The organism is Bacillus sp. SD088, assembly GCF_017355205.1.
In the GTDB taxonomy this organism is placed as follows: domain Bacteria; phylum Bacillota; class Bacilli; order Bacillales; family Bacillaceae_C; genus Lederbergia.
In genome coordinates this window covers 40,222-55,868 of the sequence record NZ_JADIJK010000021.1, presented here as the reverse complement: position 1 = coordinate 55,868, position 15,647 = coordinate 40,222, and the positions used below count along the sequence as shown (strand labels likewise).

Annotated in this window: 14 protein-coding genes; 2 read left to right on the top strand and 12 right to left on the bottom strand. The window is 38.4% G+C overall.

The genetic code is table 11. The features are described from left to right. Positions 1 to 42: 42 nt before the first annotated feature. The 3 genes from IPU53_RS17505 to IPU53_RS17495 all read right to left on the bottom strand — a co-directional run bounded on the left by IPU53_RS17505 (position 43) and on the right by IPU53_RS17495 (position 1,283). Complete coding sequence (locus IPU53_RS17505) at positions 43 to 492, bottom strand: YppG family protein (RefSeq protein ID WP_207452303.1); 450 nt, start codon at positions 490 to 492, stop codon at positions 43 to 45. A gap of 58 nt (positions 493 to 550) precedes the next feature. Beyond that, a complete protein-coding gene (locus IPU53_RS17500; RefSeq protein ID WP_207452302.1) occupies positions 551 to 913 on the bottom strand; it encodes a YppE family protein in 363 nt (120 codons plus the stop codon). A gap of 175 nt (positions 914 to 1,088) precedes the next feature. Next, positions 1,089 to 1,283: a hypothetical protein gene (locus tag IPU53_RS17495; RefSeq protein ID WP_207452301.1), complete on the bottom strand. Its 195-nt coding sequence runs from the start codon at positions 1,281 to 1,283 to the stop codon at positions 1,089 to 1,091. Between the two features lie 425 nt (positions 1,284 to 1,708). Here IPU53_RS17495 and recU point away from each other — a divergent pair, with 425 nt between their 5' ends. Beyond that, a complete protein-coding gene (gene recU, locus IPU53_RS17490) occupies positions 1,709 to 2,320 on the top strand; it encodes a Holliday junction resolvase RecU (RefSeq protein WP_207452300.1) in 612 nt (203 codons plus the stop codon). A 25-nt stretch (positions 2,321 to 2,345) separates the two neighbouring features. Beyond that, on the top strand, positions 2,346 to 4,967 hold the full coding sequence (locus IPU53_RS17485; protein WP_207452299.1) for a penicillin-binding protein 1A: 2,622 nt from the start codon (positions 2,346 to 2,348) through the stop codon (positions 4,965 to 4,967). 97 nt (positions 4,968 to 5,064) lie between these two features. Here the strand turns inward: IPU53_RS17485 and nth are convergent, their stop codons facing one another. The 9 genes from nth to panB form a co-directional block, all read right to left on the bottom strand. Further along, positions 5,065 to 5,727 carry an endonuclease III gene (gene nth / locus IPU53_RS17480; protein WP_207452298.1) on the bottom strand — a complete coding sequence of 221 codons (663 nt, stop codon included), beginning with the start codon at positions 5,725 to 5,727 and terminating at the stop codon, positions 5,065 to 5,067. Positions 5,728 to 5,736: 9 nt separating this feature from the next. Further along, complete coding sequence (locus IPU53_RS17475) at positions 5,737 to 6,429, bottom strand: DnaD domain-containing protein (RefSeq protein ID WP_207452297.1); 693 nt, start codon at positions 6,427 to 6,429, stop codon at positions 5,737 to 5,739. A 133-nt stretch (positions 6,430 to 6,562) separates the two neighbouring features. Then, positions 6,563 to 7,855: an asparagine--tRNA ligase gene (gene asnS, locus IPU53_RS17470; protein WP_207452296.1), complete on the bottom strand. Its 1,293-nt coding sequence runs from the start codon at positions 7,853 to 7,855 to the stop codon at positions 6,563 to 6,565. A gap of 290 nt (positions 7,856 to 8,145) precedes the next feature. After that, positions 8,146 to 9,336, bottom strand: coding sequence for a pyridoxal phosphate-dependent aminotransferase (locus IPU53_RS17465; protein ID WP_242698383.1), 1,191 nt, complete (start codon positions 9,334 to 9,336; stop codon positions 8,146 to 8,148). Between the two features lie 17 nt (positions 9,337 to 9,353). Next, on the bottom strand, positions 9,354 to 9,833 hold the full coding sequence (locus tag IPU53_RS17460; protein ID WP_207452295.1) for a cell wall elongation regulator TseB-like domain-containing protein: 480 nt from the start codon (positions 9,831 to 9,833) through the stop codon (positions 9,354 to 9,356). 214 nt (positions 9,834 to 10,047) lie between these two features. Then, positions 10,048 to 12,852: an ATP-dependent DNA helicase DinG gene (gene dinG / locus IPU53_RS17455; RefSeq protein WP_207452294.1), complete on the bottom strand. Its 2,805-nt coding sequence runs from the start codon at positions 12,850 to 12,852 to the stop codon at positions 10,048 to 10,050. A gap of 496 nt (positions 12,853 to 13,348) precedes the next feature. Then, the gene (gene panD, locus IPU53_RS17450) at positions 13,349 to 13,732 is read right to left on the bottom strand and encodes an aspartate 1-decarboxylase (RefSeq protein WP_207452293.1); all 384 of its coding nucleotides are present in this window, start codon (positions 13,730 to 13,732) and stop codon (positions 13,349 to 13,351) included. After that, positions 13,698 to 14,597 carry a pantoate--beta-alanine ligase gene (panC, locus tag IPU53_RS17445; protein WP_207452292.1) on the bottom strand — a complete coding sequence of 300 codons (900 nt, stop codon included), beginning with the start codon at positions 14,595 to 14,597 and terminating at the stop codon, positions 13,698 to 13,700. The genes panD and panC overlap by 35 nt, the downstream gene beginning before the upstream one ends. Before the next feature lies 1 nt (position 14,598). Next, entirely contained in the window at positions 14,599 to 15,432 is an 834-nt protein-coding gene (gene panB / locus IPU53_RS17440; protein WP_207452291.1) for a 3-methyl-2-oxobutanoate hydroxymethyltransferase, read from the bottom strand. Between the last annotated feature and the right edge of the window lie 215 nt (positions 15,433 to 15,647).

Sequence of the window (15,647 nt, the reverse complement as noted above, 5' to 3'; positions counted from 1 at the left end):
ATTAATGTAAAAAGGAATCGATCACAAAAAATCGATTCCTTCTTAGAGCTTAAACATACCGCCAATCCCTTTTGCCATTCCAGACACTTGATTAATGGCATTTACGAGTTGACCAGCAGTATTCACCATCTTATTAAAGTCATATGATCCATCTTGCGATTTAAATGATTGAAATACCGAATTGAGTGGTTTCGCCGGTTTTGCTTGATTTAATTGTGAATGTGTTTTTGCATAAGGGATTGTTTGGTGATTGTACTGATAATCCTCTTCAGATTGTAGAGGGTTTTGAAATAAATAGGCAGAATTATTATATTGCTTCTGCGGTAAAGATGGCTGTTGATTTTGATAAGGTACAGCATAAGGGTTATTCATTCCGTACTGAATGCCTGGTTGATAATTTGTTGGATATGGGGTAGGAGGATAAGGATAAGCGTAAGGGTAGGCATTTCGATAATATCGTTGTTGACCGTTTATGATCGGAAATGGCTGCATTTTACCCCTCCTTCTATAAATTTCTACTACACCTTATGCCCAACCTTAGAAAATGGTGCTACTCCCTCGCTAATTCTTCTAGCATTCTCCGCAGAATAAAATCAATCGATTGAATATGAGAATTAAATCGCTTTAAACTGGATTCAGGAAAAAAAGCACGGATTGAAACCATTTGAATATTTTCTGCTGTATTACGAATTTGCATGGGGTGAAGATTTTTTGGCTTTTCTTGCATCGACCACTTCACCGCGAGTGGTTCCCATTGATCACAACAGACCTTTACTTGATCTGCAAAAGGTTTTACCTCTTTAAAAAAGTCCCCTTTTTCACCCGTTTCTCGATGTTTAAGAAAAGTCTCATAGGCCTCGTTATTAAATGTATATAATTGTTCTGTTAATTTTTTTAGATTATTTGTTTCCATTCCTATCTCCCCCTTTTCTTGACCAGTTATTCATGACGTTTTAATGAAGGATGGATCTCGTTATGTATAAACTAGCTTTTTTAAAACGAAAAAGTAGCTGGTTATAATCCCGCTACTTTTCCATTTTACTGTTATTAACATATTGAAGCAAATAAGTCTAACAAAAATCAATGGATTATTCTGCTAAAACATACGTTGTATCCAGCCCTACTCTCGCTTTATCCTGCTCTAGATTGATAAACTTCTTTTGTTTTCCATCAAGCGTAACCTGCCTTTTGCTCAGTGCAGATTTGTCTTTCAGCATTTGTTCCACTAGATTCATTTGCATTTGGATATCTTCCAACCTGTTTAACAGCTCTTTTTTAGTCACATTCCTGCCTCCATCCTCAGCCTTTGCATTAGTATTTCACCATTATCGCAGCGATCCCTGCTAGGCTGACAAAACTAGAAGCGTTTCGGCAAACAAAGTGATTACTTTCTCTCTTTTTCATTTTTTCGACAAATTTTAAGTGGATGGTCGGTTGGGACCATTTAGTTTAGGATTCCCTTCCCCTGCTTTTGTCGGTTGGTCTTTTATTCTTTTCTTTTCTTCAGTTTGTTTATTTTTTGCCACATTTATCATCCTTTCTTAACTTCTACTTCCTTTTCGTGTTTAACTTGTCCATTTAACTGAACTTCATGTATCTTTTTTGCATTTGAAACGTATATACAATCGTAGGAAAAAAAGCTATACTCCCATATGTAAGATTTTTCCTTTATCAAGGGTATGATATAATTAGAGTGAGGTGGATCTTGATGGTTTTTCATTACCCCAATGGGAAAAAATACCAAGACAATACAAATGGTAAAAACGAAAGAAAACAGATAGGCAAACAAAAATCGTATAGTAACAGAGGAATGACATTAGAGGAGGATCTAAACGAAACCAATCAATATTATCTTACCCATAATATTGCGGTTATTCATAAGAAGCCTACCCCTATTCAAATTGTGAATGTAGACTATCCTTCAAGAAGTGCCGCTGTCATCAAGGAGGCCTATTTTCGTCAGGCATCCACGACAGATTATAATGGCGTTTGGAATGGTAAATATATCGATTTTGAAGCAAAAGAAACAAAAAGTAATAGCTCTTTTCCTTTAAAAAATTTCCATCAACATCAAATTGAACATATGAAAAGTGTGGTTGCGCAAAATGGGATCACCTTTGTGATTGTAAGGTTTGCGGCAACAGATGAAGTTTTTCTACTAGAGGGGAAAGTTTTATTCTTTTATTGGGAACGCATGATGAATGGAGGGAGAAAATCCATAAAGAAGGATGAGATTATACAAAATGGGATTCAAATCCCCTATGGATTACAACCGAGAATTGACTATATAAAAAAAATCCAAGCATTAAACCTTCTTTAACATCTTTGAAAGTGAGGAACTCCATATGGCAGATAATAATCAAAGTCGAGTTGCACGAAAAAAGCAACCTTCAAATAAAAAGAAACAACCTAAAAAAGCAAGAAAAGTCTTTAAAACGATATTTCTAACCATTTTTATTCTTGGTCTCGTCGGTGTCATTGTTGGAGGTACTACCTTTGCAGTTTATGCGAAGAGCGCCCCCCCACTGGATAAAGTACTATTAATTGACCCAGTTGCATCAGATTTACTTGATGTAAATGGTGATGTCTTTGCCACCGTCGGTACAGAAAATCGCGATTTTATTGAGTTTGAGCAGATTCCAGATGAGGTGGTTGATGCAGTATTAGCAACAGAGGATGTTCGCTTCTATAAACATGGAGGAATTGATTTCCGAAGACTTGCCGGAGCTGTGCTTGCTAATATTACGCGTGGATTTGGGGCTGAAGGTGGCTCTACTATTACGCAACAGGTTGTAAAGCTTTCATTTTTATCAGATGTAAAATCGTTAAAACGAAAAGCACAAGAAGCCTGGCTTTCGATAAAATTGGAAAAGGAATATTCAAAGGAACAAATTTTTGAAATTTATGTGAACAAAATTTATTACGGCAATGGCGTGAGCGGCATTGCTACAGCGGCTGATTATTACTTTGACAAAAAGTTAGACGAGTTAGAATTACAGGAGAGAGCCTTTTTAGCCGGGCTACCACAATCGCCCAATCGCTATGAGCCATACGACCATGCTGAACAAGCAGATAAAAGAAAGAATGTTGTTTTGTCGTTAATGTATCAGCACGGCAAAATAAATAAAGAGGAAATGGATGCCGCTAAGGAGAAATCTGTTACAGATACCCTGATTCCAAAAGAGGAAAATCAAGCATCTGCTTCTTATAAATATGATTCCTTCGTGGATCAAGTTATTCGTGAAGTGGAGGAAATGGGTGACTATAATGTATATGAAGATGGTTTAAAAATCCACACCACGCTTGATCCAGAAGCACAGAAATATACAGAAAAAATGTTTTTTGATAATGATGTTGTCCAATTCCCAGATGAGGAAATGCAAGCGGGACTTGTGCTTACAGACACACAAACAGGTGAAATCCGCGCAATTGGCGGGAATCGTTACAAAGATATAAAACGGGGCAGAAACTTTGCTACGACGCTCTCAGAGCGGCAACCAGGGTCGACCATTAAACCGATCTTCGACTATGGACCTGCGATTGAAAACTTAAATTGGTCCACCTATGAGCAAATCGTTGATGAACCTTATCAGTATAGCACTGGCGAATCGATTGGAAATTGGAATGACAATTATGAAGGCCAAATGTCGATTCGGGAAGCTCTATATAAATCACGAAATATCCCAGCTCTTAAGGCCTTTCAAGCCGTAGGTAATGATAAAGTGCGAGACTTTGCTGCCAAGGTTGGAATGGAATATGACAAAATTGAAAATGAATCAGCATCTATTGGGGCTATTGAAGATGTTTCTCCATTAAAGCTTGCTGGAGCATATGCAACCTTTGGAAATAACGGAACATATAATAAGCCACATACCGTGAAGAAAATTATTCTGAAGGATAATGAAACAGAAATTGTCAATAAAGTATCACCACAACTGGCGATGAAGGATTCAACCGCCTATATGATTACAAGCATGCTTAAAGATGTCATCTCAAGTAAAGCTGGTGCTACGGGAAGTGGTGCAATTATTCCTGGACTTCCTGCAGCGGGAAAAACAGGAACAACTAACTATACAGAAGACCAAATTAGGGATTGGGGGCTTAGTTCCGAAGATGTTCCTGATGCTTGGTTTGCAGGCTACACAACCAATTATACGATTGCCGTATGGACGGGTTATGAAGATCGCAAAAAGCCTTTACGAGCTGGAAGTGATCAACAAATTGCTAAAGAATTGTATAAAAACTTAATGGCTCATGTCTCTCAAGGCATTGATACTCCGGACTTTACAATGCCGAAAAGTGTAGTAAAAGCAGCCGTTGAAAAAGGCTCTAACCCAGCAAAGAAACCGAGTAAATATACACCAGAGAGTAATATTATTTATGAATATTTTGTAGCTGGAACAGAACCAAAGGAAACTTCTACAAATTTTGATAAATTAGATACACCATCAGTAGATGGGAAATATCATGAAGACTCCAATGAAATTGAGTTTAGTTGGAATCACCCTGATAGCGATAAAAAGGGCTTAGTATTTGATGTTTCCATAACAATTGATGGTGAGAAGAAGTCGCTCGGAGAGATATCGGACCGAAGCTATGTACTGAAAGATGTAGAACCTGAAAAGACTTATAGCATAGAAGTCGTAGCTGTTTTCGGAGGCCAAAAAAGTAGTGCTGGAACAGCAAGTGTGACCGTGCCTAAACAAGAGGAGGAAGAGGAAGAAGAAGCTACTCCTCCTGAGGACGATGCCTCTGATGAAACGGAAGATCAGGATGATCAGGGACAAGAAGAGGAAAACGCGGAAGAGGAAGAAGACACAGAACAACCAGAAGAGAACGAGGCAAATGAAGACGAAGAGCAAGCTCAGGAAGAAGAGGAACAAGAAGAATCAGAGGAAACAACCAATCAGGATGAAGCAGATGATAATCCTGACCAAGAGGACGCAAATGCAGGAGAATCAGAGTAAGAGTTAGTTGGAGGAAGTCTTCCTCCCTCCCCCTCTCCTAACATCAGCTATATAAAAAAACGTCAATCTCTTAAGCTAATCAGAGATTGACGTTTTTTTATGTCACTCCTTGTGTCTGCTTTTTCAGGCGTTTTTTCCCCTCTCTACATATCTCGTTTAAGGGGCAGGTTACACATTGTGGTTTTTGCGCTTTACAGTGATAACGACCAAAGAAAATCATTCTGTGATGTGTAACAGACCACTCTTCTGCAGGGATTTTCCGCATTAAAGTCCTTTCAACTTCAAGTACATTATCCTTCCAGCGACAAAAAGCTAGTCGTTTACTGACTCGTTCTACATGGGTATCAACAGCAATCGCTGGGATGCCAAATGCCACTGATAAAACAACATTCGCTGTTTTTCTTCCTACACCAGGTAATTTCTCAAGTTCTTCACGATTCCTCGGAACTTCCCCGCCAAACTCAGCTAATAGCATTTGACAGAGCTTTTGAATATTCTTTGCTTTATTACGAAATAATCCAATCGAACGAATGTCCGTTTGCAGTTCCTCTAAAGGAACAGCTAAATAATCTTCAGGTTTTTTATATTTTGTAAATAATTGCTTTGTTACCCGATTGACTAATGCATCCGTGCATTGCGCAGATAAGGAAACCGCAATAACAAGCTCAAAAGGATTGGAATGAACCAGTTCACAATGAGCATCTGGAAACATCTTCCCCATCTCGTCCAAACAGAAGCGTATTTGTTGTTTATTTAACATTCTCTCACCTTATTGCTCAAGCCAATTATAAACAGGCATTGTCTTTGATGTCGATTGCGTTGGTTTGCTGGCTTTTGATTTTTGTCTAAATTTCGAACTATGAATCTTTGCTTGCTCAACAGTTTGTATACCATTTTTCTTCCACTCAAATAAAATTCGATCAATATAGCGAAAATTAAGCGTATTTGACATCACTGCTTCTTTTAAGGCAGCCCTTATCAATGTTGGCTCTTGGCCATCTTGATCGACCCACATTGCTAATGACTCACACTCCATTGGAGATAGCGGCCTGCCAAATTCGTTCTCAAAGATCGTGTATAAATCTTGTTCTGCTTCTAACACATTTTTAAGATTGTCTTGTTTTCTTTCTTTTATCATTTCTTCTGCAAGCCTATACCAGAGAGGTGTAAGAGAATATTGATCAAAGCCTAACCCCTTGTTACTTTGCTGTTCAATCTTTATCAGCTCATGTTGAACGAGTTTACGAAGAATGGATGAGCATTCATTATGAGTAATCGTCATTCTCTCAGCAATTTGTTCAGGCGTTGGAAACTCATTACCTTTTTCTTTATAAGCAATAATTTGGAGGATTAAGGAAAGCTCCTTTTCATCCAATCCTAGGTTTCGATATTTTTGAATAAGTAGAACAGGAATTTGTATTGTTCCTGCTTCAATCCAAGATACCATTAAGTCTTGATCCATTTTGTGACACCTCGCTTTTCGTTTTCTTAGGAACATGAGTGAAAGAGACTAACCTATCGTGGATAGTCTCTTTATCTGGATGCTTTCATAAACGAGCTTCTGTTTTCCTCTTAGTCACCAAAATGTTACACACTTAAGGATACAGACGATTTAATAAACGCGGGAATGGGATTGTTTCTCGAACATGTTCCACTCCAGATATCCATGCCACAGTCCGTTCTAAACCTAATCCAAATCCGGAATGTGGGACAGAACCATAGCGAGAAATATCTAAATACCACTCATAGGTTTCTTGTGGCAATTGATGTTCTTCCATTCTCTTCTTCAATAATTCCAAATCATGAATTCTTTCAGATCCACCGATGATTTCTCCATAGCCTTCAGGTGCAATCATATCCGCACAAAGGACAACATCATCATTTTCAGGAGCCGGTTGCATATAAAACGGCTTTATTTTCGTTGGATATTTTGTAATAAAAACGGGTTGATCAAAATGGTCAGCAATGGCAGTTTCATGAGGAGCTCCAAAATCATCTCCCCACTCTATATCAGCAAAGCCTTGTTCATGTAAAAATTCAATTGCATCATCATACGTGATACGTGGGAATGGAGCCACCACTTTTTCTAACTTCGCTGTATCTCTTCCAAGTCGTTCTAATTCTAGTGAACAATTTTTTAATACGGATTGTACGATAAATGCGACATATTCTTCTTGTACTTTTAAACTGTCCTCAAACTCATAAAAGGCCATTTCAGGTTCAATCATCCAAAATTCAATTAAATGTCTACGTGTTTTTGATTTCTCTGCTCTAAACGTAGGACCAAAAGAAAATACTTTTCCTAGCGCCATTGCCGCAGCTTCCATATATAACTGCCCACTTTGCGATAGGAAGGCATCTTCATCAAAATATTTTGTATGAAAAAGCTCTGTTGTTCCTTCTGGTGCACTGCCTGTTAAAATTGGTGGGTCGATTTTAACAAATCCATGTGAATTAAAGAATTCATAAGTGGCCCGAATAATCTCATTTCTGATTTTCATTACAGCATGTTGGCGGCGAGAACGGAGCCATAAATGACGATGATCCATCAGAAACTCGGTTCCATGATTTTTAGGTGTTATTGGATAATTAGCTGCTTCATGAATCACCTCTACATTTGAAACTAATAATTCATAGCCAAATGAAGAACGACTATCTTCTTGGATTACCCCTGTAACAAATAGAGATGTTTCTTGAGATAAGGATTTGGCTTTTTGAAAAAGGGATTCGTCTACTTCACTCTTAACCATAACGCCTTGGATAAAGCCAGTTCCATCACGTAATTGCAAAAACGCAATTTTCCCACTTGAGCGCTTATTATCTAACCAGGCCCCTATTGTAACTTCCTGTCCTACATATTTATTTACTTCAGAAATCGATACTTTCATACTAGTCGTCCTTTCATCATACAAAAAATTCGTTTAAATACATGTTCAAAAGGAGGATAAAAATAAGAAAAGCGCAACGCCCGTTTAGCGACGTACCAACTTTCTTAATAAGGATGAACGGCTAAGACCGCTGATGTCAATCGAAAACGGCCGACACTAGTACATCCTAGGCGGACTTGCGCTTGCTGTTGAAACTTCCACGTTTGACACAAGACGTGTCAATACTTAGTCGAAGGACCTTTAGCTCACAGTGTCATTTTACCAAACTTTTTGAACATCCTCTTTACTATTTACTTTATTTTATTTTGAACAAAAGTGTGGATTCTTTTAATCGCTTCTTCTAGATTTTCTAAAGATGTTGCGTAAGACAAACGGATATTATCCGCTGAGCCGAAACCGGACCCCGGTACAACCGCCACTAACGCTTCCTCTAATAATCCCGCTACAAACTGATCCACTGTTTCATAGCCTGTTAAAGTCGCAGCTTCTTTGACATTCGGAAATAAGTAAAAGGCTCCTTGTGGCTTTTTACATGTCACTCCTGGGATCGAGACTAGTTTTGGATAGATAATATTTAGTCTTTCTTCAAAAGCTGTTCTCATGGTTTCTACGGCCGCTTGTGAACCATTATAAGCCTCAATCGCACCAAACTGAGAAGTAGTCGTTGGATTAGAGGTAGAGTGACTCGCAAGGTCTGTCATAGCTGCAATTAACTTTTTGTCTCCTGCTGCATAACCTATTCTCCATCCCGTCATGGAATGCGATTTGGAAACACCATTGATCAGAATGGTGATCTCCTTTAGGTCTTGAGAAATTTCTGCAATCGATGTATGACTATTATCCCCATAAATTAACTTTTCATAAATTTCATCAGACACAATATACACTTGATGTTTTAAACAAATTTCCCCTAATGCAACTAATTCATCTTTCGTGTAGAGCATACCTGTTGGGTTGCTAGGTGAATTTAGTATAAACGCTTTTGTTTTAGGTGTAATGGCTTCTTCTAATTGTTCAGGTGTGATTTTAAAGTCCTGCTGTTCTTCTCCATCTACATAAACGGGTACTCCTCCTGCTAATTTCACCTGTTCAGGATAACTAACCCAATAAGGTGTCGGGATAACAACTTCATCATCAGGGTTTAAAAGAACCTGAAATAATGTGTATAGAATATGCTTTGCCCCATTCCCTACGATCACTTCAGCAGGGGTATATTCAAGACCTTGATCTTTTTTTAATTTTGCAATGATTGCCTGCTTAAGCTCCGGTAATCCTCCAGCAGGTGTATACTTCGTTTTACCTTCTTTCATAGAACGATAAGCTGCTTCAATTATATTACTTGGTGTATTAAAATCAGGCTCTCCTGCTCCAAGACCGATGACATCCATCCCTTGCGCCCTTAATTCTTTTGCTTTAGCGGTAATGGCCAAAGTTGTGGACGGAGTTAGTGTTTCAACACGATTTGCCAAATGAATTGTCATGATAATTCCTCTCTCTACTATAAATTTTCAATTTTTCGCCACCATTTACCAGTATCAAAATGAATATAATAATAATTAAGTTTCGACTGTTTGTCTAGATACGAAATTTCCCAAAGTGGCAAATCCTTTTCCATTCCAAGTTTTACTCCCATGATTTTTTTCGGGTTTTCTTCTTGGTTTAATTTTGCAATGGCATCCTGCATCGAGATGCCATCAGCCATTTTTTTCTCGACTATTTCTTTATCTTTCTTTTCTGGAACCCAAACAGCCAACTTTTCTCCAGATTTGTTCTCTCCTACGATGACATAATGAGTCTCAGTGCCATTATATAAGTAAAATTCGTCGATTTTTGTTAGTTCAGCTTCCGTTGTTGCTCTTTCTTCAGCATATGCTTTCATCTCCTTTAATGGAGCACGGCTTGATTCGTATATGTAAAAAAAGAGTGCCGTACCCAAAAGGATAATGCTTGCTATTACAATTAAAATCCATTTTTTCATATGAGCCCTCTCACTACCATCATTCCTTTACATTTTCCTTTTCACAGGATTATTGCGCACAAAAAATGTCATCATATCACTCCATAAAAAGGTCATACTACTAGGTAAGCAATGTCTCCCATCATTATAACAGGATTTTTGTTGAAAGATGATGGATTTTGCGTTTTAAAATAAATTTTAGCCCACATGATTGAGGTTGTAGAATCCTACAGCCTCAATCAAGCCATTGCTGGATCTCATCCAATATGACAGGCAACGGTCCTCTCTCGATTGGAATCAGTGGGATGGATTGTAAAAATACCTTTCCGTATGAAGTTGTATCTAACCGCTTATCGAATACAACCACTACACCACGATCTTCTTCACCGCGTATCAATCTCCCAAATCCTTGTTTAAAGCGGAGTACTGCTTGAGGTAAGGCATAAGTAGTAAAAGGATTCATCCCTTTTTCCTTTATCCTTTCATACTTTGCTTCTGTCACTGGTTCATCAGGTGGTGCAAAAGGAAGCCTTACGATGATCAGACAAGAAAGATCTTTTCCAGGTATGTCTACACCTTCCCAAAAACTACTAGTACCAAAAAGAATGGCTTTCTGAAATTGTTGAAAGTTTTTAATGAGTCTTGATCTACTTCCGGCTGAAATTCCTTGCGCTAAAATCGCATAATCTTCCAAACACCCAGCCTCTTTTACCAAATAATACGTCTTCTTTAACATGTCATAAGATGTGAATAGAATTAACATCCTGCCATTGGTTACCTCTGCAATCGCCAATAGATGGCTGGCAATCATTTCAATTTCATGATCCATCGCCTGACCACGAATTTCGGGTAAATCTGTTGGGATTAGAAGCTTAGCCATTTTTTCAAATTTAAAGGGAGATGGATAGATTTTCTGAATCAGCTCATCCTTTGTAAGTCCCAGCTCATATAAAAAATAGTGAAAAGACCCTTGAATAGATAAAGTAGCTGATGTTAATACGATCGACTTTTTTTGCTGAAATAGTTGCTCCCTTAAGATAGGACCAATTTCCGTAGGTTCGTTTCGAATTGTAATACTTGTTGGCAATGCTTTTATATCACCTTGCAACCATAGAATTTCTTCCTCCACAGGGGAAATAAAGATGTCTCTTATCCTCTCGCCCATTGCCGTCCATTCTCGAATAAAACTATTCATTTCCTCAATAAAAGCCTGTTCGCCGATCGTAAGTTTTTCTTTATGGTCTTTTATTAATACTAGTCGCTCTTCCAACCCTCTTTTGATCAATCGATGTTGATCATAGACTCTTTCCGCACACATGACAATCGATTGCCATGTACGCTTTTCTTTCATTTCATTCGTAATACGGAAAAAGTCTTTTCTCGTTTGCACTCCTTTATTTTTTTGCTTTGAATCAGCTAATAATTTCCCTAATTGGCCGTATAAAATATCTAGTTCTTCGTCCATTTGCAGGATCGCCTGTTCTAATTCCATCGAAAGTATAGCTGGTGTTAATTTTTTACTTTTAATAAGTGACTCTAGCGTTTTAAAGAAAAAGTCTTTTTCCAACGTTCCTAATCGGCCGATCCAATATTTCACCGAATTATATTCTAATTTTTCACCAAAGGAGTTTCTTGCCGTTCGTTCAAGATGATGAGCCTCATCTATTATCACATATTGATATTTCGGAAGAATTTCCTTTTCTGTATCCAAAAGTAACATGGAATGATTCGTAATAATAATATTGGATTCCTGTGCTTTTTCACGTGCAAAAAGATAGAAATCTCTTGATAGCCAAGCGTCCTTTTCTTTATCCGTAAACCAACCATCATGTTGAATTCTGTATCTAAATAATTGACCTCCACTAGTGAAATTGAGCTCATCTAAGTCACCTGTTTCTGTTCGTGTAAGCCAAACTAAAATTTGCATTTTAGTCAGAACAATATCGGAGTGGCTCTCTTTTTCACGTAAGGTTTGTTCAAATTTTAATAAATGAATATAGTGGTTTCTACCTTTTACAATACAAGCCTGAATTGGGAATGGTACGGCTTCAGCTAATCTTCTGATTTCATTGTTTAGTATTTGTTCTTGCATTTGTGTCGTATATGTACTGATCACAACAGGTTGTTGCTTTTCAATTGCCATATAAAGCGCAGGTAGTAAATAGGCTAATGACTTTCCAGTTCCGGTTCCTGCTTCAACCACCATATGCTGCTGATCAATAAAGGCTTCATAAATCGTGTCCATCATATCAAACTGCATTTCCCTAGCTTGAAAACCATTTATATGAGGGGAAAGCAAGCGGACTTTTTCTTCCGCTATCACCGGATATGGATGATGGTCTTGGATTTGGTTATGAATTGGTTTGCTTTTCTTCTTCAGTGCAATACCTCGATGTACTTCCAAATCGTCTGCTAAATTTTCTATCTTTTCTTCTTGTTCACGTAAAAGTTCATGAAATAAGGGTCCTATATCACTTTTTAAATAAAAAGCAAGCTCCGTTAATTTTTCTAGCGTTATGATAGGTAATTGTTTAGCTCTATCAATAAGCATTAACAGCAATTCTGCCGTGACTAAGGCATCACTATCAGCTTGGTGAGGACGATCATGATCAAAGCCTAAGACATCGGAGAGATCAGATAATTTATAGCTTGGAGATTCTGGTAATAGAATTTTAGTTAACTCTACTGTATCGACGGCGTTTGAAAAAACATTAAAATACCCTGCCTCTTCCATTTCTTTTCGTAAAAATCCTAAATCAAACAAGACGTTATGTGCGACAAAAACGGCATCGCAAAGTAACGTTTGGATTTTCTCAGCAATCTCGGAAAAATGGGGCGCATCTTCTACCATTTCATCTTCAATTCCAGTTAGTTCAGCAATAAAGGGTGGAATGGAAATTCCTGGATTAATGAACGTTGTATACTGATCAACGATCTGGGAATCGAGAATCACGACTGCGGATAATTGAATGATGCGATCTCCTTTTCCCCACATATTTCCTGTTGTTTCTAAATCAACAACAACATATTTTTGTGACATGCTAATCTCACCTTTTTTAATCTAGCCCATGCTTTATCCCGCTTTAGTATTAGCGGGCATTAATACCTCTACTTGATCTTCATTATTGTACCATATCTTTCTATTCATGGTAAGAAAAGCACAAACGGCTTATTCAGGAAGAAAAGCTTAGTTTAGACCGTCCTGATGTCAGACTCAGCCGGTGGATCTCTTGTCTCTTCGCCTATACTAGTATATCCTGTACGTTACAACGCCTTTCTTGCCAACATCCTCTTGTTCTACGACAGGAAAAGTGCAAGGCGCCCCACCTTATCGGTGACAAGCAAATGTTCTACGACAAAAAAAGTGCGATTTTGACTTTTATTAGCTCAGATTCAAGCAGGACACTGGCTAAAAGCGCACATCCTAGAGCGCCGCCGGTGGATTCGTATCCTGCGAGCCTCTTGGGCTATGCGCTAGAGTTAGATCTAAAAAACCAGTCCCTTTATTCCCAAGGACTGGCAAGCTGCAGAAGCAACTAACAAAAAGTTGACTCTGGTTCATGATGAATCAATTCTTTAATTTGGTTATCTTCCGTCATAATCGCTATTTTCGGTTGATGGGTGCGCAATTGATCTGTTGCAATAAGCGCATAGGAGATAATGATAATAATATCACCAGGTTGAACGAGGCGCGCTGCTGCCCCATTTACACATATGACACCAGAACCTCTTTCTCCTTCAATAATATATGTCTCAAATCGTGCCCCATTATTGTTATTCACGATTTGTACTTTTTCATTTGCAACCATATCAACAGCATCGAGAATATCCCGATCAATCGTAATACTGCCAACATAATTTAAATTTGCTTCCGTTACAGTTGCTCTATGAATTTTTCCGTTCATCATTGTCCGGAACATCTAAATTCCCTCCTTGCGCCTCAACATTAAGAATCATATTATCAATTAACCGTGCTTTGGAAAATTGAACAGCTATCGCAATAATTACTTTCCCTTCAATCATTTGTAATGGCTGTAATTCTGGAAATCGAAGGAGCTCGATATAGTCGATTTTTCCGCTTGTATGTTTTTCTATATGATGATGAATCTCTTTTGTAACACTTGCTATGTTTCTTTCACCTTGACTAATGAGTTGCTCACCGATTTGTAAAGCCCTGTATAGAGAAGGAGCTTCTTTACGCTCTAGGTTAGTTAAATTCACATTTCGAGAGCTTTTGGCTAAACCGTCATGTTCCCTCACCGTATCAACAGCTACGAGCTCAATTGGAAAATCAAAATAGTGAATAAGTGCATCTATTACTGATATTTGTTGAGCATCTTTTAACCCAAAATACACTCGGTGAGGACTAACAAGATGAAATAATTTCATTAAAATCGTGGCAACACCATCAAAATGCCCTGGCCTACTTTTCCCACAAAGCTGGTCCGTTCGTTGCAGTACATCTATTTTGAATGAACGTTCTTGGTCATACATTTCCGCAACATCTGGCATAAATAAAATATCGACACCAGCTCTTTCAGCTAGACTTTGATCTTGCTCGTGATTCCTTGGATAAGCATGAAAATCTTCCTTGGGCCCAAATTGGAGCGGATTCACAAAAATACTCATGACTGTACAATCATTATCCGCAACGGACTTTTCAACCAAAGTTAAATGTCCCTCATGTAAAGAACCCATTGTGGGAACAAATCCTATAGACTTTCCACTTGTTATTACATGCTGTATATGCTTTTGCAATGCTTTTTTCGTGGTGAAAATCTCCATGCTATTTTCCTCCATATAATAATTCGAGCTCATGTTCATTCATCGTAAATGAATGTTTCTCAGATGGAAACGTACCTTGCTTAACATCTTCTATATAATCTCGAATGCCAGTTTCAAGGACTTGATTTACATCACCATATTGTCTCACAAACTTTGCGACACGATCAACGCCAAAATTAATGAGATCATGAAGCACAAGCACCTGACCATCTGTTTCATTTCCCGCGCCTATGCCAATGGTCGGAATCGAAATACTCTCAGTTACAATTTGCCCTAGTTGCTTGGGAATACATTCAAGCACAAGAGCAAATGCCCCAGCCTCTTCACATCTTTTGGCTTCTTCAACTAAGAGAGATGCAGCTTCTGCGGTTTTTCCTTGTACTTTGAAACCACCCAAAACACCGGCTGTTTGCGGAGTAAGTCCTAAATGCGCCATTACAGGAACTCCAGCTGCCGTTAAAGCACGGATCGTTTCGATAACCTCGCCGCCCCCTTCAACCTTAATCGCATGTGCTCCACCTTTTTGCATAAGCATTGCAGCTGATTTCATTGCTTCCGCTTTGCTCACATGATAAGTCATAAACGGTAAATCCGCGACAATAAACGTATCACTTGCTCCTCTTTTAACCGCTTTTGTATGATGAATCATATCATCCAAGGTCACGGGTACAGTCGAATCATAACCTAAAACCACCATACCTAAAGAATCTCCGACAAGCACTAAATCAACTTCCGCCTTTTCAGCCAGTTTGCCTTGCGGACAATCATAAGCCGTCACCATGGCAATTTTTTCTTTCGCTTGTTTCATTTGCTGAAAATCTGTTGTCTTCTTCATTTCGTCTCCTCCTTTTTTGTCCGAGGATACCGTAATGAAATGCGAGATTACCATCAATTAACAAAAGAGTCCTCTGCAAATAGGCAGAAGGACTCTTACATCTCTCATTCATTATTCACAGGTCCTCTGTCCCAGTCACAAAATGGATCAAGGCAGATTATAGAGTAGCTCACTTTAGTTACTGGAGCTAAATCCAAAATCATTATATTTGTAGG

Bases quoted from the DNA above. Each gene is read 5' to 3' on its own strand.
- IPU53_RS17475 (WP_207452297.1), bottom strand. From the start codon at position 6,429: ATGGATCAAGACTTAATGGTATCTTGGATTGAAGCAGGAACAATACAA.
- nth (WP_207452298.1), bottom strand. From the start codon at position 5,727: ATGTTAAATAAACAACAAATACGCTTCTGTTTGGACGAGATGGGGAAG.
- IPU53_RS17505 (WP_207452303.1), bottom strand. From the start codon at position 492: ATGCAGCCATTTCCGATCATAAACGGTCAACAACGATATTATCGAAAT.
- panC (WP_207452292.1), bottom strand. From the start codon at position 14,597: ATGGAGATTTTCACCACGAAAAAAGCATTGCAAAAGCATATACAGCAT.
- IPU53_RS17500 (WP_207452302.1), bottom strand. From the start codon at position 913: ATGGAAACAAATAATCTAAAAAAATTAACAGAACAATTATATACATTT.
- IPU53_RS17465 (WP_242698383.1), bottom strand. From the start codon at position 9,336: ATGACAATTCATTTGGCAAATCGTGTTGAAACACTAACTCCGTCCACA.
- IPU53_RS17460 (WP_207452295.1), bottom strand. From the start codon at position 9,833: ATGAAAAAATGGATTTTAATTGTAATAGCAAGCATTATCCTTTTGGGT.
- recU (WP_207452300.1), top strand. From the start codon at position 1,709: ATGGTTTTTCATTACCCCAATGGGAAAAAATACCAAGACAATACAAAT.
- asnS (WP_207452296.1), bottom strand. From the start codon at position 7,855: ATGAAAGTATCGATTTCTGAAGTAAATAAATATGTAGGACAGGAAGTT.
- panD (WP_207452293.1), bottom strand. From the start codon at position 13,732: ATGTTCCGGACAATGATGAACGGAAAAATTCATAGAGCAACTGTAACG.
- IPU53_RS17485 (WP_207452299.1), top strand. From the start codon at position 2,346: ATGGCAGATAATAATCAAAGTCGAGTTGCACGAAAAAAGCAACCTTCA.
- panB (WP_207452291.1), bottom strand. From the start codon at position 15,432: ATGAAGAAGACAACAGATTTTCAGCAAATGAAACAAGCGAAAGAAAAA.
- dinG (WP_207452294.1), bottom strand. From the start codon at position 12,852: ATGTCACAAAAATATGTTGTTGTTGATTTAGAAACAACAGGAAATATG.